The 26,745-nt window shown below is 57.5% G+C and carries 14 protein-coding genes and 6 pseudogenes; 8 read left to right on the plus strand and 12 right to left on the minus strand.

The features are described 5' to 3' along the window. Positions 1-1,383: 1,383 nt before the first annotated feature. Together IVB24_RS08705 and IVB24_RS08710 are read right to left on the minus strand one after the other, a co-directional pair. Entirely contained in the window at positions 1,384-1,995 is a 612-nt protein-coding gene (locus IVB24_RS08705; protein ID WP_247772651.1) for a hypothetical protein, read from the minus strand. A gap of 49 nt (positions 1,996-2,044) precedes the next feature. Then, positions 2,045-2,298 (minus strand): annotated as a pseudogene (locus tag IVB24_RS08710) (integrase core domain-containing protein); the annotation flags it as partial. Between the two features lie 201 nt (positions 2,299-2,499). Between IVB24_RS08710 and IVB24_RS08715 the strand changes: the two are divergent. Continuing rightward, positions 2,500-3,779: pseudogene (locus IVB24_RS08715) on the plus strand (transposase). A gap of 194 nt (positions 3,780-3,973) precedes the next feature. On the opposite strand, the gene IVB24_RS08720 reads toward IVB24_RS08715, so the two are convergent. The 3 genes from IVB24_RS08720 to IVB24_RS08730 are packed head-to-tail and all read right to left on the minus strand — an operon-like array spanning position 3,974 to position 7,158. Next, positions 3,974-4,876, minus strand: coding sequence for an NAD(P)-dependent oxidoreductase (locus tag IVB24_RS08720; RefSeq protein WP_247772652.1), 903 nt, complete (start codon positions 4,874-4,876; stop codon positions 3,974-3,976). Then, positions 4,873-5,559, minus strand: coding sequence for a haloacid dehalogenase-like hydrolase (locus IVB24_RS08725; protein WP_247772653.1), 687 nt, complete (start codon positions 5,557-5,559; stop codon positions 4,873-4,875). Before IVB24_RS08725 ends, IVB24_RS08720 begins: the two co-directional genes overlap by 4 nt. 9 nt (positions 5,560-5,568) lie before the next feature. Beyond that, entirely contained in the window at positions 5,569-7,158 is a 1,590-nt protein-coding gene (locus IVB24_RS08730; RefSeq protein WP_247772654.1) for a hypothetical protein, read from the minus strand. A gap of 710 nt (positions 7,159-7,868) precedes the next feature. Between IVB24_RS08730 and IVB24_RS08735 the strand changes: the two are divergent. After that, a pseudogene (locus IVB24_RS08735) lies at positions 7,869-8,163 on the plus strand (ATP-binding cassette domain-containing protein); the annotation flags it as partial. Between the two features lie 115 nt (positions 8,164-8,278). On the opposite strand, the pseudogene IVB24_RS08740 reads toward IVB24_RS08735, so the two are convergent. The 4 genes and pseudogenes from IVB24_RS08740 to IVB24_RS08755 all read right to left on the minus strand — a co-directional run. Next, positions 8,279-8,478 (minus strand): annotated as a pseudogene (locus IVB24_RS08740) (IS5/IS1182 family transposase); the annotation flags it as partial. A 336-nt stretch (positions 8,479-8,814) separates the two neighbouring features. Further along, positions 8,815-10,527, minus strand: coding sequence for a nodulation protein NodU (gene nodU / locus IVB24_RS08745; protein ID WP_247774059.1), 1,713 nt, complete (start codon positions 10,525-10,527; stop codon positions 8,815-8,817). 895 nt (positions 10,528-11,422) lie between these two features. Further along, positions 11,423-12,118 carry a hypothetical protein gene (locus tag IVB24_RS08750; RefSeq protein WP_247282118.1) on the minus strand — a complete coding sequence of 232 codons (696 nt, stop codon included), beginning with the start codon at positions 12,116-12,118 and terminating at the stop codon, positions 11,423-11,425. Positions 12,119-12,358: 240 nt separating this feature from the next. Then, a pseudogene (locus IVB24_RS08755) lies at positions 12,359-13,201 on the minus strand (IS630 family transposase); the annotation flags it as partial. 917 nt (positions 13,202-14,118) lie between these two features. Between IVB24_RS08755 and IVB24_RS08765 the strand changes: the two are divergent. Further along, positions 14,119-14,870, plus strand: a pseudogene (locus IVB24_RS08765) (IS5 family transposase). 13 nt (positions 14,871-14,883) lie between these two features. Here the strand turns inward: IVB24_RS08765 and IVB24_RS08770 are convergent. From IVB24_RS08770 to IVB24_RS08780, 3 genes are all read right to left on the minus strand, one after another. Beyond that, the gene (locus IVB24_RS08770) at positions 14,884-15,375 is read right to left on the minus strand and encodes a hypothetical protein (protein ID WP_247772655.1); all 492 of its coding nucleotides are present in this window, start codon (positions 15,373-15,375) and stop codon (positions 14,884-14,886) included. A 1,192-nt stretch (positions 15,376-16,567) separates the two neighbouring features. Then, a complete protein-coding gene (locus tag IVB24_RS08775) occupies positions 16,568-16,849 on the minus strand; it encodes a helix-turn-helix transcriptional regulator (protein WP_247772656.1) in 282 nt (93 codons plus the stop codon). A gap of 1,095 nt (positions 16,850-17,944) precedes the next feature. Next, positions 17,945-18,145 carry a hypothetical protein gene (locus IVB24_RS08780; protein WP_247772657.1) on the minus strand — a complete coding sequence of 67 codons (201 nt, stop codon included), beginning with the start codon at positions 18,143-18,145 and terminating at the stop codon, positions 17,945-17,947. Positions 18,146-18,359: 214 nt separating this feature from the next. On the opposite strand from IVB24_RS08780, the gene IVB24_RS40175 reads away from it, so the two are divergent. The 5 genes from IVB24_RS40175 to IVB24_RS08800 all read left to right on the plus strand — a co-directional run bounded on the left by IVB24_RS40175 (position 18,360) and on the right by IVB24_RS08800 (position 26,182). Further along, on the plus strand, positions 18,360-18,722 hold the full coding sequence (locus IVB24_RS40175; protein WP_346771357.1) for an MATE family efflux transporter: 363 nt from the start codon (positions 18,360-18,362) through the stop codon (positions 18,720-18,722). 124 nt (positions 18,723-18,846) lie between these two features. Beyond that, positions 18,847-19,728, plus strand: a complete 882-nt coding sequence (locus tag IVB24_RS40180) for an MATE family efflux transporter (RefSeq protein WP_346771358.1) — start codon at positions 18,847-18,849, stop codon at positions 19,726-19,728. Between the two features lie 1,142 nt (positions 19,729-20,870). Next, positions 20,871-22,358: a pentapeptide repeat-containing protein gene (locus tag IVB24_RS08790; RefSeq protein ID WP_247772658.1), complete on the plus strand. Its 1,488-nt coding sequence runs from the start codon at positions 20,871-20,873 to the stop codon at positions 22,356-22,358. A 213-nt stretch (positions 22,359-22,571) separates the two neighbouring features. Continuing rightward, on the plus strand, positions 22,572-23,516 hold the full coding sequence (locus IVB24_RS08795) for a pantoate--beta-alanine ligase (protein WP_247772659.1): 945 nt from the start codon (positions 22,572-22,574) through the stop codon (positions 23,514-23,516). Positions 23,517-25,270: 1,754 nt separating this feature from the next. After that, complete coding sequence (locus IVB24_RS08800; protein WP_247772660.1) at positions 25,271-26,182, plus strand: TauD/TfdA family dioxygenase; 912 nt, start codon at positions 25,271-25,273, stop codon at positions 26,180-26,182. The last annotated feature ends 563 nt before the right edge of the window (positions 26,183-26,745 follow it).

The following is a 26,745-nucleotide window of genomic DNA, read 5'->3' on the forward strand; positions in this document are numbered from 1 at the left end:
GAGTCACCGCTCCCACTTAGGTCACTCCACAGACCTAGCGAAGGAGGCGATTGCAACCTGCTGGACGCCGACGCTGCCGACTTTTGCAAGCAGCTTAGCCTCACACGTGCGCGATCACTTTTCTCTTGTTGCCGCCACCCGCCGCTCTCATCGACCCGCGAACAGCACAAGGCCTCGCCGAAACGGGGCGTTTCTCTTCGAACCTCAGAGCGGCTAAGCTGACCTTAGTGAGGGGTGTCGGCACTTCGTAGAAGGGCCAACAGGGGTGCAGCGTTTCATCGGATCGAGACGACACGCAGGACTGCGCCATGCTCGACCAACCGCATCCTATCTTTTTGAAACAACCACTATTGGAAGTCGAAAGCCTAACAAGGCCGCCATGCAGCTTCCGAAACCTGTAGCTTTCGGAGTGGCCTTTGCCCGAAGAGCTTGATCGCGGCGATCTGATGGCGGCCGCGCTTGCTTGGATGATCCGATCTTTTTCGTCATAGGGACTTGCGGCGATCGATCGCTTGCCCCACATGCGAACTCGCCGGACATCCGAGGCACGCGATCCGCGACCTTCGATCTTCCCGCTGGCGCTCGCGAGCCATCAATCCGTGACCCCCTAAAAAGAAAAACGGCCCCGCAGTGTGAAGCTGCAAGGCCGTTGTTAATGCCCGATGAAAGCTTGGCGGCTGGTCGGACAAACGCGGGGCTCGAGGTGACCGATCGCCAGACCGACGCCCTGGTCATGGGGCTCGGTCGAGAAATTGCGCATGAGAAGCTGCGGATTGCGGTCGACGCGATCCTAAATGGAGCAGCCTTTATCGGCGCCAACCCCGACCTCCTGTTGCCGACGGCTGGTGGATTCGAGCCCGGGGCAGGAGCTACGATCGCGGCCGTGGCTGTCGCCACGAAAGTGGAGCCTTTGATTGTTGGTAAGCCGGAGCCGCATATGATCGAGACTGCACTTTCCCGCCTGGGCACGGTACGCAGCGCAACCTTGATGACTGGAGAACCAGATCCGGCTGGAGCACCTTCCGCAGCTCATTCAGCAATTTACAGTCGAAGCCAAAGGGGATTCGAACGCGCAAACCCTGGCAATAGAAAAGCCTGCGTTCTTGGCGCTAGCCGGCCATCATTGGGTCGGAAATTGGACAGAGTTGCGCCAGATAGTGGATCAACTCGTAATGTTGAAAGACACGCACAGTCGCCGACGTCCTCAAGCCGCTTTTGAACTCGGCGTCGCCCACCATGCCCACAGGGGCATTCTCCGAGCGCGAGTGGATCATGGGAGGCCTGAAACGAAACGTCGTGGAAAGACTGCACGTTCTCCAGGACTTTCAAGGAAGACGCTTTACAACAAAATAAAGAAACTGCGGATACTGGAATAGCCTACGATCATGTCTTGCGAATAGGTTGTTTTGAAGCCGTCGCATGCACAAGCGAGAATTTTGGTGTGGACGACCCCTGTTGGTCAAGCCGAACCAATTCCATCTCGTCGCGAATCCTCAACTCAAGAGCCCCTTCGGGCAAATGCACAATACCTTTGAGATGCGAACCAAGTCTTCTCTCTGCCACTGTGACCTCAGAATCACTGACAGCAGCAAACAAGTTATTGAATCCCAAGCTAGCAAACCATTCCATACGCCGAAGTTCAAGCTCCAGTCCGGTGTTAACCCGCATGGTAGCCGAAGGCTGCTCGATGATAGATGCAGGTGGAAAATTTACGACACCGCAAATTCTCGCCTCTTTTAATAAATCGGCAAAATCCTCCCAACAGGCGAAGGAATCGATCATTACCATTGCTGCGTAGGCATGAATGAACGTTTGCTTGCCGAGGCTGCGCAAATCGCGCAAAAGGCAGTCATTCCAGTCAATGACAGGCAAGGTCGCCATCACCAGCATGGAGCCTGCTGGAAGGCTTCGCAGGGACGGCGCGTAGATTTCGAAGGGCGCGCCATTAGGCGCAGCCGTTAAGTGTGTAGAAAGCTTGCAGATGACTTTTCCCATTCTTACGCCTCCGGCCGTATGGCCGATCTTATACACTGCTTTAGACCAGTTAGGTGTTTCGTCCTGGCGTTTGCTGGAGCGGATTGAGTTTGAATCGTGCTGGCTGGGAAATCCAGCATTGAAGACGTATTCGCAGGGTGTGAGGCCCTTCAGGGTCTCCAGCCGCCGAGCTTAGTTTTAGGCGGTGAGAAAGTTGGCAAGGTGAGTTCCGAGCTGATCGTCTCGATCGTGATGGTAGCGTTGGACGGTCGCTTCCTTGATCGTGCGGTTCATGCGCTCGACTAGGCCATTGGTCCAGAGATGCTGATCTTCGCCAGCGATGTTCGCCCCCATTTTCTTGGCATCGCACAGAGTGCTCTCGGGCTCTCTTGACTATTCTGTATTGCTCGACGGGAGGTTGTCCCGTGTTCTGTTGATTTTCTGAAGAGGTTGGCGTTGCCCACCTTGAGCCGGTAGGCTCGGGGTGCTGATTCCACAAACGAGAGCAACGCCAAGACAAGAGATATCACACCGGCTGGTTCGCCGGCGACCGAGGCTTGTGGACGAATGCGTTCGCAGAAGTGCGGGCGAGCTTCGACCAGTCCTGCATTGCGGCAGGGACGAGGCGCTCGGCACGATGATGGAGGCGGATGTCACGGCGGCCGCGCGCCGCGCCACGGTCGCGACGCGGCGCGGGGGGCGAACCGTTCGGGCCGAACGCGGGGACAGATCGGCTTCCACGGCGGCAAGATCGAGGCGAGCGCCCGCGGGTCCGGGATGTGGACGGCCGCGAGGTGACGATCCCGAGCTGGGAAACGGCAGCGCAGGAAGACCGGCTCGGTCGCTGGGCGATGAGCCTGATGCTGATCAATGTGTCGACGCGCCAGTTCGGTCGCGCTGTCCGGCTGCCCGAGTGTGACGTGCCGGCACCGCCCGGATCGCGGGTTTTCGAAGTCGGCGGCCTCGCGGAGGTTTGTGGCGATGTCGGCGGCGCGGCTGGCCGACTTCATGGCTGCCGATCTGTCCGCGCTCCACCTTCTGTCGAAATCGACGCGCTGCATCTCGGCGACATCTCGTGCTGGTCGACGCAATCGGGGTTGACGGAAGGCAACAAGCATCCGCTGGCGCTGGTGGAAGGAGCGACCGAGAACGCCGCAACGGTTAGGCCATGCTGGACAACGTGGTCTCGCGCGGGCTCGCCCCGACAGTGCCAAGACTGTTTATCGCCGACGGCGCGAAAGCGTTGTCGAAGGAATCCGCCGCACCTTCGGTCCGGCCGCCGCGATCCAGCGCTGCCAGATCCACAAGGCGCGCAACATCACGGAACGCCTGCCGAAAGAGCATCATGCGGCCACATGTCGCGTGCTCCGCCAGGCCTGGGAGCTCGATGCCGACAAGGCTGAAAAATTGATCCGCAATCTCGCGCGTCGACTCGACCAGCAATGGCCCGGCGTAGCGGCGAGTATCCTCGAAGGCGCCGACGAAGTCCTGACAGTCGTCCGGTTGAAGCTGCCGAAGGAGCTTCGTCGATCGCTCGCCTGTACCAACATCGCCGAGAACATGATGGGCACCATTCGCTTCGTCACGCGCAATGTCAAACGCTGGCGGGATGCCGGCGTGGCCTTGCGATGGGCCGCGGCCGGCATGATCGAGGCCAACAAGGGCTTCCGACGATTGAAGGCGCATGTTAATTGTCGGTCTGGGTGCGGCCCTTCAAGCTTCACCACGATCGCATGACGATCAAGTCCGTTGCCCACGTCCGAGCGCCGCGTAACATCCATTCCGGCAACGTCGGCCCGACCTAGTTTAAGAGCGATCGGGAATCTACCTCGACGGACTGCCTCCGTCGGGGTGGCGCAGCCGTGTTAAACAGTCCCATAGCGCATGCTTCGAATCGTGCGACAAGAATGCACCATTAAACAACATCGGAGAACGTCGGACGAGGCAAGGATCGATCTGGTCGCCACCGATCCTCGTTGCGGTTCGATAGGCCGAGAACTTATGGGTGAGACAAATGGGGTAGTGTCAGTTCGCCTTTACCCCCGGCAACTGCGTTGTTTAACTTGTGGGCGGTGGCAGCCAGGATCGGTACCGAAACAGCGCTCTCGCCCGCCAGACGCACTGCGCACCCAATATCCTTTGCAGAATTGGCAATTGAGACTGCCAGAACATCGGGTTTCTCGCCCAACAAAAAGGCCACGAAGGCTTGGAATATTCCACTATTAGTGGAACCGCGACTAACCAAAGAGCGGAGTGTTACAAGATCGAGGCCAAGAGCGTTCGCGAATTGGCAGACCTCTGAGGCTACCGCCGCTATGCCCATAGTCATGCTGTTGTAAACAAGCTTGAGCTCATGACCTTTTCCGACATCTCCGACATGAAGAACGGTCTCACAAAAAGTAGCAAGAATGCCTTCAGCCGCAGGAAAAAGCGTTTCGTTCGATCCAACAATCGCGTTGAGAAGGCCGAGCTCTGCTTGTTCAGGGCTCCGTGTTACTGGGGCATCTATAAAAGCGAGGCCGCGTTTTTGAGCCTGCTCCGCCAGTGCAACTGTCGAGCCAGGATAAGACGTGGTGCAGTCAATTATTAAACCTCCACGGGACATATGGACAAAAAGCCCGTCCTGCCCAAGACACACTGCCTCAACCTCCCGGCTTGATGGCAGGGATAACACCACCGCACTTACATGCGGCGCCAGCTCAGCGATTGAAGGATGCTCAAGGGCGCCTGCGGCAGCCAATCGATCCGCACCGAAACGACTTTTGTTCGCTTTGATATGAAGCTCAACTTGGTGCCGCAACAGGCAGAGACCCATTCCGGTTCCCATGCGCCCGACGCCGATAAGGCCTATTTTCTGGTTCGCAGCTTTTGGACGTGCGTTGGGTAATAGCTCGGCGGTCATGATTTGTGCATTCTGAAAGAAGCCGTGCCTTTGTAAGATCGGCGATAACTCATGATGGTTGTCAATCGTGTAGTCAGGATTCGCCGCGTGCAAGCGCGAATCCGAAACAAAACCGCCGGTGATCCATACGCTTTAGGTCCGAGAAATGCGTGCAATGTCCATTTCGCGGGCATATCGCCGATGATGAAGATTGACGCCGGCTCTAGGTTGTTCTTCTGCATGTACAGACGAAGCCGCTCTCCGTTGCCCATCGACTGGTATTGAGCGGTGCGGCTTTCAAAGGCGAGAACCTCGTTAATGTGGTTGTCGATTCCAAGTCGCCTCAATTGAGGCCGGAGCGGGGCGACGATATGATTGCTCACGATGATGGACAAAGCTGCTTCGCGCCGCGCCAGCTCCAAGAGTCTATGTGGGCCGTCGCGCAGATCGGCCTTATCCGCAAGAGGTTCATAGGTCTCGTGCGAGGCGGCGCTCCCATCGCGATCCACCTCCGCAACCTCGTCCCGCGACATTCCGAGACTGCGATAAAGAAGTGATAGCAGAACGTCGCAATGTTTCCGAAACGTGTCCATGTGGATCGTCGCACGAACAAAGCGGTCGAGAATGGCATTGGTTGTTTGGAGGAGCGCGTGCGCACCATCGAGCAGCGTTCCATTCCAATCAAAGACGAGGACGGGATTCATGAACTGACCTCAAGCGCGGATTGATTGCATACAAGGAAGATCGGCGGTCAGTTTGCGTAAGTTCCTGTCCGCGCGCTGCTGTCCCGCCGGGGTTGGCATCTCGAATGTGAAAGGTGACAAATCGAAGTTCTCCAGTCTGCCGGGCAGCAACGATCCTAGGAGCGGGAAGGGCAGATACGTTGTCGTTGCTGCGTCGATCGATGCCGCGATATTACTTTCGATTAGTCTGAGAACGTGGGGTTCCATCTTATGGAAGAGCATGCTTTGAGCACGCTGCTCGGACGGCAATCGCTTCCAAACCTGCCAGAATGCGAGCTCATCTAGTGTGTCGATGCCCATGCCGTAGTAGTTCGGAGCTACTATAGGCGGCGAACCGATCGCCCAATGCACGGCTTTGGCTCCAGCGGTAAGGAGCATACTCGTTACTGCTTGACTGGTATCGCCGCGAATGAGGGCTTCGTCGACAACTATTATGCTGGCCTTAGCAAGGTCGGTGTCCGACACGCGGTATTTTCGAGCTATGCGAGATTTTCGTCCGCCAGGTGTGCCGATGAGAGTCCGCCGAAGAAGTGTCGTCGCGACCACTTCACGACGCTCGGCCAACAGCCCGTATTCAGCGAGAGATGCAAACAGGCCATCGGCGTACGGGCCACCAGTATGCGGCATGGAGGAGACAATTGTGGGCGCAGGGCCCGCTTCCGCTTGCAGTCGCCGCGCAACGAGTCCCCCCAAGACGACCCCGATGTTGTAGCGGGTTTCGAGATGTGACTGGCCTTCGATCGATGTGTTCGGACTGCCCAAGTAGAGAGCCTCGTAGGTGCAGAGCGTGGCTTTATGTCGCCCGTTGCTCACAGAGTGATCAACGCTGCACCCCGTTCTCCCGTCCACATACTTTATGTGGCCTGGCAAGATTTGCTGCGTATCACCCTCTAGAGCGGCAAAGGCACAATTTTCAGAAGCAAAGAGCAAAAATCCGTCATCTGTTTGCATCGCCTCCAATGGTCGCAAACCGGTCCGATTGCGATATGCAACGAGATTTCCGTCTCCGTCCAAAAAAAGCGCGCTGATAGCGCCATCGATATGGTCATCAATCTCTCGAAAGACAGTTTCGTAATTAGCGGCTAGACCGTGGCGCCAATAATCTCGTTCACAACAGCGTTCAATACACTTGAGCAAGAGCTCAGCATCTGTGTTGACGGTTGTTCGTTGTTGCTTGGAAAGAAATTCTCGTCTGAGTTCACGAGCATTGACCAAAGCGCCGTCCAGAGAAACTGCCAAATGGCGGTGGGTGCTCCCATTGTTGTGAATCGGCCAAATGTCACCGCCATCGCTGAGTTCGCTGCACCCGCTACGGACCTGAGCGATCGCAACATGAGGCCGAAAGCTTCGATCTTGTTCGCTGGGTTCAATGCGCACTGAACCGCTCGATGATTGAAGCGCTCTCCCATACCGAAAACCTTGCTTGTGCATGAAAGCGGCAACCCCGACCCCCGCCTGCCCACGAAGTGCAAGTTTCGGAATCATGTGCTTGAGTCGATCATAAGCAGTCGATGGTGAATGGCTTGAGGGGCATAGAAAGGCTGCAGCAACGCCGGACATACCTTTACCCCTCGTGTTAAACGCCGATGTTCCGGCTGGCATCACAGGCGAATGTACGTAGCCGAAAGAAGTTGCTCCGCTCTGTTTAAGCAAGCGCCATACCAGTCCTCAGGCGACCCGGCTCGTGCTGACGGAACGACGCAATCCGAAAAGCTTAAACAATTGGGCTGCCCGGGATGAGTTTGCGTGTCCGTGTCCCGACATGCTGACCGAATTGCGACGACTTCGTCCGAAAGCCGCCAAGCCCCGACGACTGGTCGGAGGCTCTCGCGCTCGTGTTTGCTTCGAGGTAGTCATCTCACATGAGCGAGCATGGCGAACTCGGGCCGCGCCAAGCCCCCCGAGGACTCATCCTGCAGGTCGAGGGTTGTGCCACGAGGGCCGTAGGTACGAATGAGGGCGTGACCCTGGCGGCATGGATAACCTCACTGTCACGCTCATCGCGAACACGACAGCCGCTGCTCGTTCTCGCTTATTCCGGCCCTTGCGTGCTGCGCAGGAGGTGAACACGGCCGTGGCGGCACGTCGATAATTTCGTAGCTGGCCCTGAAGCGATCCGGACAGGAGCAAGAGCCGGCACCGTCTCCACATGTAAGCGGTTCCTAGCGCTCCTGCCGCAGGTAAACGGTAGGATCGGAAGCCGGTCACGCGTAACCGGGCGGACGGTCCCAACAATTTGCAAGCCTCTTCGACCGGACGAACACCGCTTCGATCAGCCGGGTGGGACGCTTTCGGGCGGAGAGCGTAAGGTCCTGGCGATCGGCGCGCACTATTGGGAAATCCAAAACTGCTGCTGCTGGACGAACCGACCGAGGGAGTTTGGATCGGCGTGATCGAGGAGACCGCCTGATTGAGCTCGCCAATGAAATTGCGGTAATCATCATCGAGCAGCGCCCTTCGTCCCGCATGCACGTGGCGAACCACGGATATGAACTCGATCTCGGCCACGTCGCGCTGCGGGGTGCGGCAGGTGATGTCCGCGGTAATCCGAAACTTCTGCGCTAGCTCGCATCTTAAGTTTCTGGCACCAGCTCTGGAATAATCCTGTTTGAGTGGTTGCTCAAGAAACCGGATTTTAGGGAGCAGACGAGCGTCTGGCATACCAATCGCAGGAACCACGAAGAAGTTGTCTGAGCCAGGCGAGAGCGCGGCCGAAGCTGCCGCCTACGGCTGAGAGGACGACGTTGGCGGCACCGCCGGCACGGCCTAGCGGCGACTGAGGTGACCGTCGGCCTTGATGTGTCCGATTCGATCATGGGTGGGATGGCGGCGCCGCCCGTGCAGGTTGCGCCTGATGACGTCGAAGACGCGGCGCAGTTCTCGCCGTAAACCGAAGCGATCTCGACGCCGATCCAATCCAGTCGAAGTTGCCGACAAGCAGAACCGGGCGTGCTTCACGGACACGATCTGAACCCAATCGCAGCCGTAACAGGCCATTCGATCCTGTCGTCTTGTGCATCTTCGGCCGCATCGGTCCCTCCGATGCAACATCCTCAGGCGGTGCCATGCCGTCGACCACGCAATTGTGCGTCTGCCCGCACCGATCTTTGACCGGAGCACTCTTCCGCAACCATATCGATTTGCTCGACATGATGTCGCTACTTGGAGATGCGTTCATCTTCGCGCGAGACGCGCCTTCGGACGCCAATCGCTCGTTTATGGAGCTTTCGTCCACAGTATGCCGTCGCCCCATACGTGCTCAACGCGTCCCCACTCGCAAGCCGCTGCGACATCCGGGAAGAACCCATGTCCATGCTGATTGGCACTCGTATTGCAAAGCAGCGGGATGCCCGTGAGCTTTTCGTATTCGACGAGAAGCTCGGCGACTTTGTGCTGAGAGGTCCTGCAAATCGTCTGCAACCGCGCAGATCCGTCGAGATGTACAACGGCCGGGATTTTGTCCCGCCACTCTGTTCGTGTCTGGTGATCGAAAAGCATGTAAGGGTCCGGCGTTCCGGGATTAAAAATATCTGGCGCACGATCCTCTAGGCATATCGGCGCCACTGGCCGGAAGTGTTCACGAAGTTTGATGTCGTTGAGATGATCCTTCATTTGCGGCGAAGTCGCGGCTGCAAGAATGCTTCTGCTGCCCAATGCCCGCGGTCCAAGCTCGGCGGGGCCTGCAAGGAAGATCACGGGCTGGTTGCTGGCCAGAATGGTTGCAAGTTCATGCATACTGCACGGCGCAGCCTCCCAATCGGGCGGCACATCGCTAGGCTGCAGGGCTGGACCACTATATACCGACCATTCCAGCGGCACGAAGCCTTTGTCCGCTACCATTGCGCAGCAAGCGGCACCGATCGCCGAGCCACTGTCATTCGGAAAAGGGGGTACCCAGACAGCATCGAACAGGCCTGACGCACGTAGTGCACTGTTCCATTTGATGTTGAGACCGCAGCCACCGGCTATGCACAAATTGCGCGACGCAAAACACGCATGCCGCTGCAAAGCATTCGTCATTTCACCGATCAGGAGGCGCTCGAGGAAGCAATGAAACGATGCGAGCACATCTTGGGGTGCCGTGGCCTTCAACCGGAGCATGCTGGCATCGAAGAAGTCACGTACACTCGCAAGCGCGGATCCCATGCTCTCGATGTCCGTATGGAAAGCGGAAAGCTTCGTGTCCGCCGCAAAGCGCTCTTGATAGAGTTCCTCAAAGACCGCGACGATGGTTTCACTAACACACCCGAGGGCGATATAGGCCATCAGCTTGCCGGCAATGCCCAGGTTGAGCTTGCCGGCACCGCCTGGGTCCAGCTTGCCGGGATCGGCTAGATCCCAGTTGGCGCGGTTCGCTTGCTTGTAGGGTCCATAATGAAGGCCCGCGGCCGCGTATACGTGTCCAATAAGCGGGAACAGGGATTCGAGGAACCGTGCGCCCCCGCGTTCTATATGATAGAGACGCGGAAAGGTGCCGCCGTCCCACACGAGGCAAAAAGCGGGCTGTCCCGCCTTGGCAAAGGGGCTGGTGCAGTATGCGGAAGCCAGATGGGCTGTGACGTGCGGATAGCTCCTGTAAGGGAAATCTCTGCCGTCGAGCCTGAGGCCAAGACCGTCGCGGGAGGTGAGAAGACCCTCTGCATGGCGTTCGACATACGGCGCCCCTTTGAGAGTGACAGGTGTGGTTCCGCTGAGGACCTGGAATTGCGATTCCACTTTCCCGGCCCAGCCGTCGATGACGAACTGATCAACTTGCTGCGGATCTAGACCGTGTTCCGCCAAGGCGACGACGATTGCATCAAGGTTGCCGATCGACTGATAACGCGGATTATTGCTCCGCTTCTCCTGCTCGCCGCAAAAAACAAGCCGGTTGTCCTCGACGAGAGCGATCGCTCCGTCGTGCGTCAGCTTGATACCGCAGATGCGCATAGTGCCTCCATGTTTACCCGGAAATTCGAGTGATTTGAAGATCAAGTCGGAGTCCGAGAGCATGCGAGCAAGCGGTCGTCGTGGCCGACTCATCTCCTGGCGCTGCTCGTTCGATCTTGATCAACGTGTCATTCCGTATGTCGATGTCTCTTTCGGCATCGGCAGCATGAGCCTAGCGCAGAGATCTGATTCCTAGATGCCGCGCGTAGCGCAGTGCACGATTTGCGCCAACGCCAATCGGAGCAAGCCTGCAGCAGACAGCCGAAGCATGCCGCCGATTTTGCGGATAGGTAATCTCGCTCGTGGCGTTTGCAGCGGAGCCCGGATCATGCGACCGGGCCCGTACACCCGTCCACAGGCCGGCCGCAATCGGCCGGAATGGGTGGTCTCGATCAATCGGAATGCCTGGTCGGGATTCGGTATACACAGCCGAAGTGAAGAGAGTGCCGCACGCGATCCCTGGACCGGCTGGAGGTGCGCTAAGTCTCCAAATTGTCCGTCGTCAGCGGCGCACCTGTTGAGTCCTTGCGTGACGTGTCGCTGCGCCGGCGAGTTCATGGCGTTGAAGTCGGCAAAGAATCAGGTTGTACCTTCGGAAGTTGTTGTCGGACAGGTGCGGCGATGGTCGATTAAGTCGTAGCCCTCCCCCGCAGCATTCAACTCCAAAGACATGGTCGTCGAAAACGAGTTCGAGCGGCAGCGCCGCGCGACAGCAACATCAATGAGAAGCCCCCGAGGTACTCAGGTTAGCGAAACAATCACACCTATCGCCATTTTCAACCCATCCACATTGCTGAGATGCAGGTTTTGGAGTTTTGGAGTTCTCACCTGCGCAAGCCAAGACAGCCGACCAGATGGGCAACTTGATGGCCCGGAAGGTTCAGTTGACTCCTTATTACTTTCCAAATCCCACCATCTTCATGGTCCAGCGGTTGACGCCCCCCTTATCGTTGCGATGGATGAACATCTTCCTAATTGTGGTCTCGAGGTTTCTGCGTTCAATCGCGGTTAGAAACGGAATGTCAAGCTGACGCGTCTGGGTAAACTTCTCCACTACCGTCTCAGTTGAATTGCAGGGCGGCAATCGTGCGGCAATCGCGTGCGTGGTATGAAGATCCTCGATAAAGTAAAAACCGCCAGGCTCGACGATGGGAAACAGCTTCGCTAGAGCAAGCTGCTGGTGGTAAGCTGCGTGTGAAGCATCCTCGATAATGATCCTTACAGGCGGGAGCGAACTCGCAAGGCGTTCCAAGGCTACCGCATCGCCCATGTCAAGGCGCTCGAAACGGAACCGATCCATCTTAAAGGCGCTGAAGTCAGCAATGTCGCAGCCGACGATCTCAGCTTTGGGAAAGAACTCCAACCACATTTTGATAGACGGAATATCGTCAACCTTGCGACCGACGAGTAAATCAGGATCGAGAGAGCCGTTCCCGTGCTGTAATCCAATCTCGACCATTGTGAAGGGTTCGTGGCGGAACTCCTCGAACAGAAAAGAGTAGAAGCCGGTGTAGCCATGGGTGTCGCCGACCTCATCACCCTTGTCGCTTCCGAGGGCATTTGCTCGTTTCGTCAAATTTGGGACGCTCATTAACACCACCTCTTTTTGACATGGGTCATCACACGACGGGATGTGCCTTCATTAATTTCAAGGAGCATTAGTTCAAAGAGCGTGCCAAACGGGCGCACTGATATCCATTGCCAATTCCCATTTGGCGCGCGTCGCGGGTAGGACGGGGTGTCGCGACTCCGACAATTCGTCGCGACGCTCCATCTCGCTTCTTTTGCGCGTCGCCGTGGATGAAGGCTAAACAGCGCGCTGCGCTACTTGCGTGAAATGAAATTGCACATTGGGGTGGGGCTTGAGCCAGTGCTCGTTGTTCTTCTGCGTGTTGAGGTGTCGGGATGACGTGAAGCTTTGGGCCCGGAAAGGCCGCGGTGACGCGTTTCATGAAGCCGAGAAACTCGACGCGGCGACGGCGTTTTTGAATGAGCCGCGATGATCTTTCCGGTGGCGACTTCAAGCGCCGCAAACAATGTTGTGGTGCCATGGCGCCTATAATCGTGGCTCTGGCCGGTGAAGCGCGGCGATTTGAGCAATTTCAGCTAACGCTGCGCTCGCTCCAAGGCCTGGATCGAGGGCTTCTCGTCCATGCAGCACAAAGGCCTTCTCGGGCGGGGCGACGTAGAGGCCAACAACATCGGCGGCTTTGGCGGTAAAATTCGGGTCGTTGCTCTCGCACCAGGACTTGCGAGCCGCGAGGTCAATCTTGTGGCTGCGCAGGAACCGCCAGACATATTGGACGTCAACATCGCCCAGCGCCTCGGCCAGTAGAGGGCCGCTCCGGCGCACAAACCCTTGCGGAGGCAGCTTATCCAGCAGCTTCAGAATCCGCTTGTCGGTGGCCTTCGTATAGATCGGCTGCTTGCCCGGCCGCGGCTTGTCTTGCAGCTCTTCAAGGCCATGCTCGGCATAGCGGTGCCGCCAAAGACTGACAATCCGCGGCTGGACTTCGACTTCTTTGGCGATCGAGCGGGTGCTACGCCCGTCCGCCGCCAATAGAACTATCCGCGCCCGCTTCAAATCGCGCTGCAACGTCACCGGCGAGCGACAACACGCCTCAAGCACCTTGCGATCTTTCCGCGAAAGGTGGACTTCTCTTGCTTCGATCATCCATATCTTGAATCGCGACTCACGATCCAAGAAAAGTGGGTACTAGCAAGAATGCCGAGACCAGCTTGCGCGGGTTTCTCAATTCGATCGCCTTATTTTGGAGGGCAAAATCGGCAACGGATGCGACCTCGCCGGTATGAGGGCGCACCCTCGGCTGCTGCAGTTTCTGGCAATGAGCCGAGATAGAAGTAGGGAATGCCGGGAGGATTCGCTCGGCCGTGTCGCCAATCGCCTCGGCGGCGCTCCCATTTAGGCAGTGCCGTCAGCGCGAACGCGCGCTGGACTTGTCGTCGTTCCGAGCGCTACCGGAATTGGTGCTGTTGCGGACGCCATTTGCCAAGGCCGTGGTGCTGGCTGCGCCTGCGAGACCGCTGCTCGCGGTATTCGAGGAAGCGGATCGCCAATTGCTGGAAGGCGCGGCGTGTTCGGTGCGCGCACCTCGGTGGCCGGCGGGCTTGGCGGCCCAAGGTGTTTGCTGACGGCACGACACGGAAGATTCATGCGCCACTGCGGCGCGGCATCAGAATAGAAGTGCGTACGACACGCAATCCGATGCGCAGGCTTGGAGCCAAGCACTTCGAAGGTGTTGTGTAGAAGGCCCGCTTCCGCGCCATCGACGCAAGCGGCTCGCTGGCTTCGTCGGGACCAATAGGCGTCATCCTCGATGGCCAGGATGTCCCGCTTCCGTGCGATCTCGCGACGGCGCCCGAGCTCGTAATCCTCGCCTCGGACTCTGCATGGTCGGAGGCGCGAAAACGCCCGCGCCGTCCGGCGGCGGCCGCCTTGTCGAACGGCCCCGCAAGCAGTCCTTCCCCGCCCATCGGCCGCCGACCAGCTAGGTCGTGTGGACTCTTGGGATTCTCAAATCGGATTGAATGTGATTCAAGGCTTTCTTTTAGGAGGAAGCCTTGGGTGTCATGGAACGGCTCGTTCTGAGCGATGCGCAATGGAATCGTATCTCCGGCTTGATCATCGGTCGGCCGGACCAGCGTGGCTCGACGGGCCGCGACAACCGCATGTTCGTCGAGGGCGTTTTATGGATCGTGCGGACCGGTTCGCCGTGGCGTGATCTGCCCGAAGCGTTCGGCGAGTGGAATAGCGCGTTTCGGCGCTTCAGCCGGTGGAGCGCAAAGGGGGTTTGGCTGCGCATGTTCGAAGCGCTCGCAGATGATCCGGACTTTGAGTACTTGATCGTTGACTCCACCATCGTCCGCGCCCACCAGCACGCCAGCGGCGCAAAAGGGGGGCTCAAAATCAGGCCATCGGACGTTCGCGCGGCGGCCTGACGACAAAAATCCATATGGCTGTCCGCGGCTTGGGTTGCCCGGTCCGTTTCTTCCTAACAGTGGGGCAAGCCGGTGATGCGCCTCAGGCCCAGCCGCTCATCGAGGGGCTTCCAGCCGAGGTCGTAATGGGCGATGCAGCCTACGATTCCGATGCGCTGCGATCTTCCATCGCCGCAAAGGGCGCTCAAGCCGTCATTCCGAACAACCCCTCGCGGGCAATCAAATATCCGCTCAACAAACCACTCTATGCCGAGCGTCACCTGATCGAATGCTGCTTCTCGAAACTCAAGCGGTTCAGGCGTGTCGCGACCCGTTACGAAAAGACCGCACGAAATTACTTCGCCATCGTAACTATCGCCGCAACCCTGCTCTGGTTAAGGTAACTGTCCACACGACCTAGAGCTTAGCGAAAAGTGCGTACGAATTCATGCCATAGTAGGTGGCCGCTTCGACGAAGACTTTGTCTCCGGCTGGCAGATCGAACTGAGTGCCAGCGCTGTCCCATGCTGCGCTCCATAGGTAATGGAGTTTGTCCGAATTCGCCACGAAATCCTGTCTCGCGAAACAGGTTCGCCAGTTGCGCCCGGTGTTCTGAAGCACCCGAGTGGGATAGATACTCCACGTATTCCGAAATATCGGCCGTCCAAAAGTGATCGCCGTGTACATGTGGCGGCGCGCACCTTTGGAGACGTTTTGAAAATCTCGCAGCAGACAGTCATTCCAGTCGACGATAGGCAAGGTGGCCACAACGAGCATGGAGCCTTTCGGCAAATTGCGCAAAGATCGTGCGTAGGTTTCCGATAATGCGCCTTTACGGGCGGCCGGTAGAAGCGTGGTAAGTTTTCCGACAGCTGTCACTTTCGCCCCATTGTACCCGATTTTACTCATCTATGGAATTCTCCGATCTGATACGTGGTTTCAACCCCGTCTAGATGTGAGCACGCGCCCACCTGTGCTGGCTGCCGAATGTTTTCACTCAGAAACTGACCCCGATGGGTCAACTCCGGCCAAAGCTGCATCGCCGGCTTCTCTGGAGTGCCGATCCGCTGGCAGACCGGGCTCGTCTGCTTCCTCCCCACGACTCAGGCCGCTCTTGGATAAGTCCAGCAGCGGCCTTTTTTTGGCTTCCAGCCAATGCGGGTCCGGCACTTCCTCGGGCGAGACCGCGACGAGGCACACCGGTTGAAGCCGCTCGGCGGGCAGCCGTCGTTCGGATTTTTGCGCGAACTGGCCCGTGTCGTCGGCAACGACTGTGCCATCGAGATGGACACGAACGCTACTCCTGGGCCATGTGGGGCGGCCGCCAAAAGCATGAGACGGGATGGCCTTCTTCGAAGCAGCCCACGGAAGAAGTGCAAATCAGTCCCGGGGCCAACTGAACGCGTAGGGCGCTGCGAGCTAATCCTGGATGCTGCCGAACGGCATTTGTGAGAGCGCGGCCAAGCGGCCTCAACTCGACGCGACATTGCCAATCGTGCGATGTGCATCAGGCAAGTGAGCAAGGCGTCACGACCCCGCGCGGTCCTCTAGCTGGATTCGCTGGCTTGCGCATAGAACTGTCTTAACTTGATACGAGTGCTTCAATTGCGGCGCTAGAGAACCCATCCAGCAGAGATGGGGCGCGCAGCGTCAATGATCAATTGGCCAAGTTGCGAAACGCTCCGGCCCGCGGAGAAGCGGGTGCATCGCCGATCGTCTTCGGCCTTCAGATCGCTATCGAGGCCGCTGTAGTCGCGGGGCTCGAAGTGACACGGCTAGCATCGGTGCTTTCAGGAGACGGGATCCGACTTCCAGGGCGAGATCATCACGCAGAGCCTGGGGGCCGGGCGACCGCATCGTCGCTCAGGCCAGCCGCTTAAACGAAAGCGCTCCCAGCCACTTGCGTCTATGTAGGCCGGGCGGTTCGAGCAGGGTCACCACAGCGGGATTGGGTCGAAACTCCAGCCCGCTGATGTATTGGTGAGTAAAGCCGGTTAGCTTCGGCGAATCTCTCCTGCGTGAAGCCTTCCGCTCCGCAGCCTTTTAAAATTCCGATACACCAAATTGCAAATGTTTTCCGCGAACCAATGCGAGCAGCGCGCTATTTCTTCCTGTGATGTGAACGAGCCGGCTTACGACCTTTGGGCAATGTCTCATGGGACGTTGCTCCTTTGGGCGGTTGGACAAAGAACTCAGATAAATGGACACCGAGTGTTTCAGCGAACCGATCGAGCAGATCGATTGATGGATTCGCGTCTTGCCTCTCAACAGCGCCCATGTATGCGCGGTCGGTATCCGAATCATAAGCCAATTGCTCCTGCGAAATACCGCGATCCACGCGGATCCGCCGCACATTCCAGGCTACAATCGCACGAGCTTTCATGCGCCAAAGCAGCCATTTGGCAGGCAATCAAACCACTGGCTATAACCATCCTATTGTCTCGAGTTCGACAAAAGATAGCGAACTCGCAGCGTGAGCTTACATGAATGAGCCGGCGTTGGGCCGTCCGGCCCTGCAGCCCCGGTTCACCTTCGCGGCAGCAACGGCGTGTCGATCCTGGAAAGCGCCTGCAGGAGCTAGGAGTCTCGGGGACCATCGCGTCGACCAGAGCAGTGAGGTCGTGTCGCGCTATTTGAGTTTGGCCTGGGCTAGCGGCGCGGCGTCACGCCGGCTTTCATGTGTGGTCAGCGCACTCGGCTATGAGGCTGTGGGCATCGCGCACTCTCTGCTTGCCACGGAGCATGTCGGCACCCCTTGGTCGCAAAAACGTGGCGAACTCAGACATGTGTGCAGGACCGGATAAAGGCCCTGAAGGCGTTGCGAGCCACGAGGCCGATAGTACTGCCAGTTCTCACGCAATACATTACAAAAAGAAGCGCATTCAATCGCATTATTTGATGCTGCCGTCGGGTCCATTGTGCCCACGCTTGCAACTACGCGCTGGTGCCAAAGTTCTACTCCACACTGTCGATCCACGCATCCTGATCGCCGACGAGGCGACCACGGCTCTCGACGTCACCGTGCAGGCATAGGTGCTGGGACCCCTGGAAGAGAGCAAGGTTCGGGGAAGGCGCTCATCTTCATCAGCCATGATCTGGCGGTGGTCTCCCGGATAGCTGACGTCGACTTCCCAGAATCGGACTCACCGACGACGCCCAGAGTCTCGCCAGATCGCAGTTCACATATCGGCGTCCGTCTATTGGGATTCCTGGTGCAAGATTTGCGGGATGTCTGCGGGCTTTGGGCTCGTCTTTGATGCCGACCGTGGGATTTGCGACATGTTGGCGGAGGAGCACACGCCCGCCAAAGCAAATAGCCATTACAAATCAAGCTATCGCAGTTGGCACGAGCCTTGAAAAGGAGCTGTCATCCAGCATGGCATGCTCAAGGAACGTAGTGATGGCTCAGAAGATCATAGCCTCTCAGTTCAGGTATGCGTCGCGTGCGATTGCGACTCCCGAGCGCCACTGGTCCGACTCAGTGCGCGCTCGCGCACGCTTTCGCCAAGGTGATCGACCAAGCCTCGATTGCGGTCACGCCCGCGCCTATCGCGGTGCCGATGACCGCCAGCCACCTGCCGCCTTTGCGCTTAAAATGCGCCGAGAAGTCGATGCGCTGGCGGGGGCGCTGATGAAGCCGCGCGTCAGCCGGCGAGCGGTCGCCAAACCACAGGGTCAACGGTAAGCCCAGGCCGATGCGCGCCTCCTCTGTGAGGCGCAGCTGCCCGGCCGGACTGATCCCGCATCGGCAGGACATCGCGACTTCAGGGCGAAAAAGAGCATCATCTCGGCGGGACAAGAGTCGTTTGCGGCCGGGGCAAACCAAGTAGCTAGATTTCCATGGACAAAATAACCGAAGCACAACCAGTGTCAGTTTTGCGGCAGAGCACGAGATGGGTGGCTGGCCAACACTTCACGATCGAGTCAACGAAACTGTGAAGCTCGCGTGGCCGATGGTGTTGACCCAGCTTGCGCAGGTCGCGATGATGACGGCGGATCTTGCCTTTATCGGGCACATCGGGCCTGAGGCACTCGCTGCGGCCGCCCTAGCCGTCACGCTTTATCTCGTCAGCTTCACCTTTGGCGCGGGCCTGGTGGCGCCGATCGCATCTTTGGCGGCGCAGGCGTATGGGGCCAGGAATCTTGCTATGGTACAGCGCGCACTGCGCACGGGCCGATGGACGGCGCTATTACTATCGTTCCCGATCATAGCGTTTGTGTTTCGTGGAGAGCAAATTCTGCTCGCTTTCGGTTAGGTCCAGACGCTGCGCGGCGCGCTCAGCAATATCTGTTCGGACTGGCCTTGTGGCTGGTACCGGCGCTATGGCTGGACGCCATCCGTAATTTCATGGGCGCGGTCAACCGGGCGGAGCCGATCTTGTGGATCACGCTGGCGGCAATCCCCCTCAACGCCGTGCTCGTGTATTGCTGGCCTATGGCAAGTGCGGGCTGCCGCGGGTTGAGCTGTTCGGTGCGGCGCTTGCGAGCACGCTGGTGAACTGTGCGATGTTCCTGGCCGGTTTGTGGTTTGCCACAATGCGTCGTCCTTTCCGTGACTACCACGTGCTTGCAGATCTCGGGCAATTCGATTGGCCCTTCTTGCGCCAGCTGATCGTGATCGGGACTCCGATCTCAATCGCCTCCCTGATGCAGTACGGAGTTTTGTCGGCTGCCGCGCTCCTGGCGGGCCTGATCAGCACCAGTGCACTCGCTGCTCATCAGATTGCGCTTCAGATCACCGTGATTACATCCATGATCGCTTTCGGCATCAGCATGGCGGCGGCCGTGCGCGTTGGCCATGCGGTCGGCCGCAACGACGGTCCCGGCATCAAGCGGGCAGGCCTGGTCGCGATGCTGCTCGGTACCGTAATCGCTGCTTTGCTGACAGTTGCGGTGATCGTCGCGCGTTTTGAGATCGCCGAGCTGTTTCTGGACAAATCGGTCGGAGATGCCGACGCGACGATCGGACTGACTGCAGAGCTCCTTATGGTCGCCGCGAGCCTTTTTGTCACTGATGCCGCGCAGAGCATTGCGGCGGGCGGTCTGCGCGGCCTGAAGGACACTCGGGTGCCGCTTCTGTTCGTCTGCATTGCCTATTGGCTGATCGGCTTCTCACTTGGCTACGTGCTTGGTTTGAAGATCGGGCTTGGTGCGACCGGCATTTGGATTGGCTTGTCAATCGGGACGACCATCTATGCGGGGCTCCTCGTCCTGCGTTTCAAACGGCTGGCGAGCAGGCGTGCTCTCAGAGTGGTCACTTGATTGCGTAATGACGGTTCTTGGCGAGCGGGAATAGAGAAATGCGAGGCGACTTCAGGGGTCCCTCCGCCTTCAAAGAGGCAAGGCGTCCGATTGAAAACAAGATGACAGACCGCGCAGTCACCAGCAGTTGCGTGCCTTTTGCAAAGGCACATCAAAACCAATTTGCCGGCCCAGTTTGACATCCATCTCCTCGTTGCCGACCGCGCCACCACAAGCATCCAAGGAGCTGGCTCGCCCGAAGTCCGGGCTGGCACATTCTCTTCTGCCTTATCCTTCCTGCCTCGACCAGGTCGAGCGCTTCTTCAGGCTCATCACCCGTCACGCCCATCCGGCACCGCCGACCTCAAAAAAATGCGACGGCCTATCGGCGCCTACAATGCAATTGCACGCCCCTGCATGTGAACTCCTGACCCGAACTCCGCCCCCGGAACCTCGCGCGACGTTGTCGGCGAATTTCCGGAACGGAGCTGCGTCGCCGGGACGAAAACTGAGGAACGCAGGCGGCGAATTGTGGCTCAATACGACATCTGGAGAATCCGCCTACGTGCATTGAAGGCAACCCGTCACTCGACGGTCACGGAAAGGGACATCGCACTTGTGGTCGAAGCGATAGAGAACAAGCAGGACCCGCCGTTACGAGCGTTGTGAACCATTGTCCGGTTTGTGACAGGACGCGCTCCTTGTCAGTTGCCAGCCCAGACGGCTTCTGCCGAGCGCCGTTTCTAGACAATGATTCATTGTCTATTAGGATAGATGAGGGATGGCACAGACGTTGCTATTGAAGTGCATCGTGAGGTCGACTGTTAGAATCACGAACTCGGGGTTAGCCGGAGTTGCGGCGTTTTTCGCTCGACTGTCGACGGACTGATTAACTACCCCAAGGGTGAGGTCCTGGGAGATCAACTCCGTCCGCTACAACTTGCTCAGGCGTTTCGTGCGTGTCGGCTCGTGATGGCACAATTCAAGAGGCCCGGTCAGGTAAGTTATATCCTGATGAGGGATGATGCTTAAGTCGCAGAAAGAAATCCCAAGAGGCGCTCGCGGCAAACCTTGGCTACCTGAAACAGACGGACCATGCAAAAGGCGCGCGGCAAACGAGACTAAGAAAGTGCGCTCGTCATCGAGAATGGAAACTGTCGACAATGACGCAAGCCATCGATACCACTAGCCACTTCGGCGTGCATGAGGAGCTAAGTATCCGTGCAACGACGATAAGCCAGTCCTCGGCAGATGGTGACTTTGTCCGCTACTGGAGCCGAAACAGTGATCGGGCGTCTGCGTTGGCTGCGGTGGAAAGGCGAACCGAGGACGCAATCAAGAAGACCGGCATCGGCTTGCGGCTATCTTCCGAGAACTTCACCGGTCACGATCTATCCGGATTTCCGTTGCGGCGATGCATCCTCAATCGTGCGCAACTCCACGGAGCGAAGCTGGATGGGGCCGATCTGTCGGAGGCCAACCTTGTTTGCCCCGGATTAGAGCGCGCAAGCTTCCGCGGAGCCAAGCTCGACTTTGCGTATATGCATGCTATTGCCGCGCAGGTCTGCAATTTCGATGATGCAAGTTTGCGCAATGTCATCGATGCAACCGGTAGCCTATTCCACGGGTGCAGCATGCGAAGGACCCGTTTCGATAACGCAGTCCTAAGTGGCGTCCTCTTCTATCAATGTGACGCGAGCCAGGCTGTCTTTGATGGCGCCGAACTGCAAGGATCGACCATCAATGAATGCTACCTGCCTTGCTCGTCCTTCCATTTTGCCAAGCTAAACCAAGTTACGATGACGAAGGCGCATCTGACCGGCAGCTCGCTCTCGCAGTCAAGGGGCGAGTTTCTATCAATCGTCCGCCCCACTTCGATCGATCAGCTAGTGCTAGAAGACGCTCATCTTCCTTACTTCAGGCTTTCAAAGGCGAGCGGTCGCATCCTGGCCAAAGCGCTGAGCGCCCCCTTTGCGGATTTCAGCCTCTCAAATCTTGCGAAGGCGGAGCTCGAGGAGGCAGATCTATCGGAGGCGCGACTTCTGTCCGTAAACCTCGCCAATGCCAACCTCGTCGGCGCGGTGTTGAACGGAGTATCAGTGCGTTCTTGCCAGCTCGATGGAGCTGATCTATCTCGCGCATCAGGGGAAGCCATTTCGATCTTCGAGAGCACGATGCGATCCGCCCAGTTGCGCGGCTTCCGCGCGCGCTGTGCGTTTATACGGGACTGCGATATCGATGATTCAGATTTTTCGCAGGCGTACCTATATCGCTCAATGATTACCGGTGATCCTCCGCAGTCCATGGCTTTGAACCGCGCCAATTTCGAGGGAGCCAACCTTGTTCAGTCATATATTGCGGCAGGAATGACTGGCAGCAACCTGGAAGCAGCCCGTACGGCATACGTTCGAATGAATCAATCCTCGCTCTGCAAGACTAACTTGAGTGGAATTTCACCTTTCCAGGCAAGCTTTGTAAAAACAGACTTCTCGGATGCAATGATAACGACGTTTGAACCTCCGTTCTTTGCAGACAGATGTCCTGGGCTCCAAGCTGCTTTGAAGGACGTGGAAGATCAGAAATCCGAACCGTCAGAGTATCTGGGTGAGTTCTCATCGCTTATGAGGCGCGGTCGAGAAGGATCGACCTGATTGGGCTAAAGGACGCATGACGATCTGGGGCGCCTGTCATCACAGAGAAGGAAATGGAGAAGCGGGATGCGTCCTCGTTCTGGCCGGACTCAAGGCGCTCATGAGCTTATTCGCGGCGGGTCGATGTGGCCGGGAGCGCTCGCCATGCGTCATGTCTGATCGAGCAGCAGGGCTGCTGGGCAATCAACAAGACGGAATAGGAAACTAGGAAACATGCATCTAGCGTCTCTTTCAGCTGGCAAGACCTTCATTACGGACGTAGCAAGAAGAGGTCAAACTATCGGCACAGTACACACTTTAGGAGCGTTGCATCTGGGCCACGCGGAGCTAATCAGAAGGGCCGCAGCCGAGAACGATGTGGCCATTGTCACAGTGTATCCGAACAAGATTCAGCTTAGCCCAGGTCCAGAGTACGAGTTCAATTTGGAGGATGACATTGCGCTTGCGCTGGGAGCGGGCGCTTCTGCCCTCATTTCAACGACCGACGCGGAGATGTTTCCGCCAGGATATCGCACCTTTGTGTCTCAAGGGGATTATCCGCTGCGTGCGAGCGGGCCTCATGGGCTCCTAAAGGAAGGTGTCACCGGATGCATCCGCTGGATTTGTTTTGCGCGACCAACTCGCAGCTATTTCGGTCTAAAGGATATTGGACAGGCCCTTTTGGTGAAACAAGCGGTCGCAGATCTGCTTCTTGATTGCGAAATACGATTTGTGCCGACAGTACGATACAGGAACGGAGTGCCCATTTCGTCGCGTTTGCGACACTTCAATCGTTCTGAGCTGGACGAGCTTTCGTCTCTCTTCATGGCGCTGGACCACTTGAGAAAAGAGGCCGCGCGGGGAGTATCTTGCGCCAAATCCCTGATAGCGTCGGCAAAGCCGCTGATCAAATTCCGACGGTTTGAATTGGAAAGTCTCCGAATTGTTGGCGCGGACAGCTTTGAAGATCAAGGGCAGATCGAGCTTCCCTTTATAATCAGTGGAATCGCCGTTGGTCACGGTCTCAGAGTGCCAGATAAAATCTATGTGCCGGATCAAGATACACTTTTGGATGGTCCTGCAGATATATGGATCGATTTGCCCGAAAGCGAGGATCTGATGTCCCTGCACACTCGCAGGCTTGGAGAGACCGGCTGCGGTTCGCGCATTGGGCTCTGAATCAGGAAAGACTCTTTTAGGGAAACTCCTCGGGCCAGCGATAGACCGCACTTCCCGTGATCTGGATGACGTGCCGGCATTCACATGCGGCTCAGCGTCACTTGCTCGAAATCCGTAGCGCGGGGGATGATTTGGCAGGCGTTATCTACATGGGCGTGACAGGGCCACTCGGCGCTCTACTTCAGAGCCATGCGGCGAGGTTGGCGTCGTTTTCTCGACGAGTTCGGGTTGTCGGGGCACTCCAAGGCAATCCTCGCAGCGTCAATGTCAAACGCGCGCTGCCGGGAGCATTTCGCCGGTTCAAGAGTATTTATCGACGAGCCCATTGAATTCGAGGTCTTTCAGGTAGGCGCCCGTTTGCCGCAAACGAAGTCCGGGTCCTGCCTAAAGCGCTGACTGCCATAGCAGAAGCGTAGGCGGTGCCGGCAAAAGAGCATGCTGGAGAACATCAGCTTCGTGGTAACAACGAGGGTGAATCGCCTTCCTCATCGGACTCTGATCTATCTCCGCGGTGGTGGAGACGTCGATTGCGCTCTTAAGCCGCTCGCTTTGTTGCGCATCTTGGAGCTTTTCGTTGAAATCACAATGGCAAAAGGCTCAACTTGATTTAAATGAAGCCTTTTTGCCGACGCGGTGCAGATTGCGAACGGGCAAGCGGACCATCATTCCAGCGAAGGCGCCTGTAGGGTGGCTAAGTGGAGCTTGCACGCGGCGGCGCGCCAATCGACGACCGCGACAAGCATTCGTAAGAGAAAAACTCCGGATAGGACGCTCATTGAGCCGAGACAGATTCTCTCTTTCTTGGGGTGCGTTGCGCGCGCGAATCACTCGCCCAGGCATTGTCGTTGGCGGCTTCGCCGTGCTTGGCCCACTGCCGATTTCTCGAGAGGAAACATGTGACGGCGCTCACCTTATCGTGACATTTATTGCGAGCGGGCGGATCCTCGCCAGCTATACGCTGTTGATTTCGCGGCGACCATGATGTCCCAGTTCAAAGCAGGTCCGACTTCGGGTTGCACCCATGTTCCTCGTGTTTGGACGCTGATCCCGCAAAACGGGTGATATAGACCGTGTTAAACCGCAGCGGGAATTGTTAAGCGTACGGGGTATCGATCTCTCGCTTCGCGAGCAGTCGGCACCTGCTCCATCTGTGACAGACGGGTGAAACAGCCGCATACAACGAGAATTCGATACGGCGAAAGTCTTCCCTAACGTGTAAATTGTGAGCGATGTATCAACAATCGAAGGTATAGTAACTTTGGTCGCGCCGATTGGTTAAGACTACAAGCTATCCATTCCGTCCTGACCACCGCGATTGTACCTATTGCGACGCGTGAGAAATCGTCTTCCTAAAAATAGCTTGGTGCCTGGCTCGCCGACAAAATGAACATTTCACATCGTCGAAAAGAAAGCTGGTTTCGTTTCATGGACTAGACATCGATTGACCGTATGATTGAGATGTAAGAGCGAGGTAATTCATTATGCTGCACGTCGATCCCGGCAGCGTTGCCGGCCTTTTCCGTCGTCTGATCGGAGCCGATGCAAGAGTGGCCCTGATCGCAACAGAGAGGGGCACATGATGATGATGGTCCTGCGTGCCGATGACCCGGCGTGGCTCTTTGTGGCGGATGCTGGAGCACATTGCGGCCGAGTAAGATCCGTCAACAAACCGATTTCCTTCGCCTCCCCCATTAGTCTCGCGACGAAATATCGCGCAGCTTTGTTTTAGGCATCACGATAGTGAGAGCATGATCATGAGCAACGTGACGACAATGGATAATGTCATTCCGCGATCGGACGTCGTCAAGTCCGCGGCCCGGCTTGGTGCCGAGATCAAGAACATCAGGCTATCGGACGGATTGTCCGACGAGGTCATCTGCGCCATTAGCCAGTTGCTTCTCGATCACAAAATCATCTTCTTCCGTGATCAGGGACATCTCGATGATGCCGAACAGCAGCGCTTTGCCGTCCGCCTCGGCTCTCTGATCCCGCGTACCATAAAGGGAACATTGACCCCGGACATGGCGCCGGGCCGCGGCAGCGGTCGTGCCGACCGGATGCACATGGGTCTCAGCTTCGGTGAGTCATGTCCGAAAATCTCGGTACTGCGCGGAGTCGTGATCCCGCCTGATGGCGATGACATTATTTGGTCAAACACTGCGGCTGCATATCATGATCTTCCCGAGCCGCTGCGAATGCTGGCCGACAACCTCTGGGCGGTGCACTGCAGCGCCTTTGATTGCACCGTGACCAGGCACGCCATCGAGATGGACACGCAGCAATTCGATAATGTCTTCACCGGAACAATCTGCGAAACCGCGTGTCCGGTTGTTCGCCTCCATCCCGAGACGGGCGAGCGCTTGCTCGTGCTCGGACATTCTGTGCAAAACTTCGTTGGCCTAGAAAAATATGCCAGCCAGAAGCTGTTCGACCGGCTTCAATCCTACCTCACAGCGCGGGAAAATACCGTGAGCTGGAGCTGGAAGTTGGGCGACGTCGTAATCTGGGATAACCTGGCGGCCGAGCGTCGCTCCCTCAAGGAATCCAGCGATCGAGATCGCGTGGTGAGCCGCATCGCCATCGATGGCGATGTGCCGCTCAGTATCGGTAGTCCTTGCAGCGTGGCGCGCACCAGGTCAAAGCCGCAGGCCGCCAAGGCTGCCTAGTCGGGGCTGATCTGGTATAACGCGACAGACGGAAGTGATTTGAAGGTGCGTCGCAAGACGGCATCCTGTCTGGCAATAAGCTACAGCGCCGAGCTCGTCGATGCGAACTGCCGGCGTGGCATTCTGATCCAGGCATGCGTCGCCTCGATCCTGCTCCATCCTCGAGAACGACCTGGATCGCACCTGTTCCCACGAGCATTCTGAACACCAACCCTGCGCTAGGGCCAGATAAGTAACCAGGCGATTTTCACTGAAGCCAATGAGTGCTGGATGCTCACCATCCCACCCACTAAGCCGTAACGAGCTCGGCTTGAACGGCATGGCCAACTCCTTCGAGGAACAGATATCTGATCTCAAAGCATTACCGTTCGAAGATCGCATCGACGACTGCTGGTCGACCGAAAAGCCGCGGAGCGCATAGTTTGCCAAGCCCACCGAAGCAGCGGCAATGTTGAAGACAAAGGATTCGGAATTCGAAATGAAGCAGACGTTTCGGACAAATGCGTCAGTGAATCGCTGCGCGGTGACGAGCGTCTTCTCGTATTTGGGCCTCTTTCGACGTC

This window comes from Bradyrhizobium sp. 192, from assembly GCF_023100965.1.
GTDB classification, from domain to species: Bacteria; Pseudomonadota; Alphaproteobacteria; order Rhizobiales; family Xanthobacteraceae; genus Bradyrhizobium; species Bradyrhizobium symbiodeficiens.

Excerpts from the sequence above, each read along its gene's own strand:
- IVB24_RS08725 (WP_247772653.1), bottom strand. The coding sequence starts at position 5,559 with ATGAATCCCGTCCTCGTCTTTGATTGGAATGGAACGCTGCTCGATGGT.
- IVB24_RS40175 (WP_346771357.1), top strand. The coding sequence starts at position 18,360 with ATGGGTGGCTGGCCAACACTTCACGATCGAGTCAACGAAACTGTGAAG.
- IVB24_RS08795 (WP_247772659.1), top strand. The coding sequence starts at position 22,572 with ATGCATCTAGCGTCTCTTTCAGCTGGCAAGACCTTCATTACGGACGTA.
- IVB24_RS08800 (WP_247772660.1), top strand. The coding sequence starts at position 25,271 with ATGAGCAACGTGACGACAATGGATAATGTCATTCCGCGATCGGACGTC.
- IVB24_RS08730 (WP_247772654.1), bottom strand. The coding sequence starts at position 7,158 with ATGTCCGGCGTTGCTGCAGCCTTTCTATGCCCCTCAAGCCATTCACCA.
- IVB24_RS08720 (WP_247772652.1), bottom strand. The coding sequence starts at position 4,876 with ATGACCGCCGAGCTATTACCCAACGCACGTCCAAAAGCTGCGAACCAG.
- IVB24_RS08750 (WP_247282118.1), bottom strand. The coding sequence starts at position 12,118 with ATGAGCGTCCCAAATTTGACGAAACGAGCAAATGCCCTCGGAAGCGAC.
- nodU (WP_247774059.1), bottom strand. The coding sequence starts at position 10,527 with ATGCGCATCTGCGGTATCAAGCTGACGCACGACGGAGCGATCGCTCTC.
- IVB24_RS08775 (WP_247772656.1), bottom strand. The coding sequence starts at position 16,849 with ATGAAAGCTCGTGCGATTGTAGCCTGGAATGTGCGGCGGATCCGCGTG.
- IVB24_RS08770 (WP_247772655.1), bottom strand. The coding sequence starts at position 15,375 with ATGAGTAAAATCGGGTACAATGGGGCGAAAGTGACAGCTGTCGGAAAA.
- IVB24_RS08705 (WP_247772651.1), bottom strand. The coding sequence starts at position 1,995 with ATGGGAAAAGTCATCTGCAAGCTTTCTACACACTTAACGGCTGCGCCT.
- IVB24_RS08790 (WP_247772658.1), top strand. The coding sequence starts at position 20,871 with ATGACGCAAGCCATCGATACCACTAGCCACTTCGGCGTGCATGAGGAG.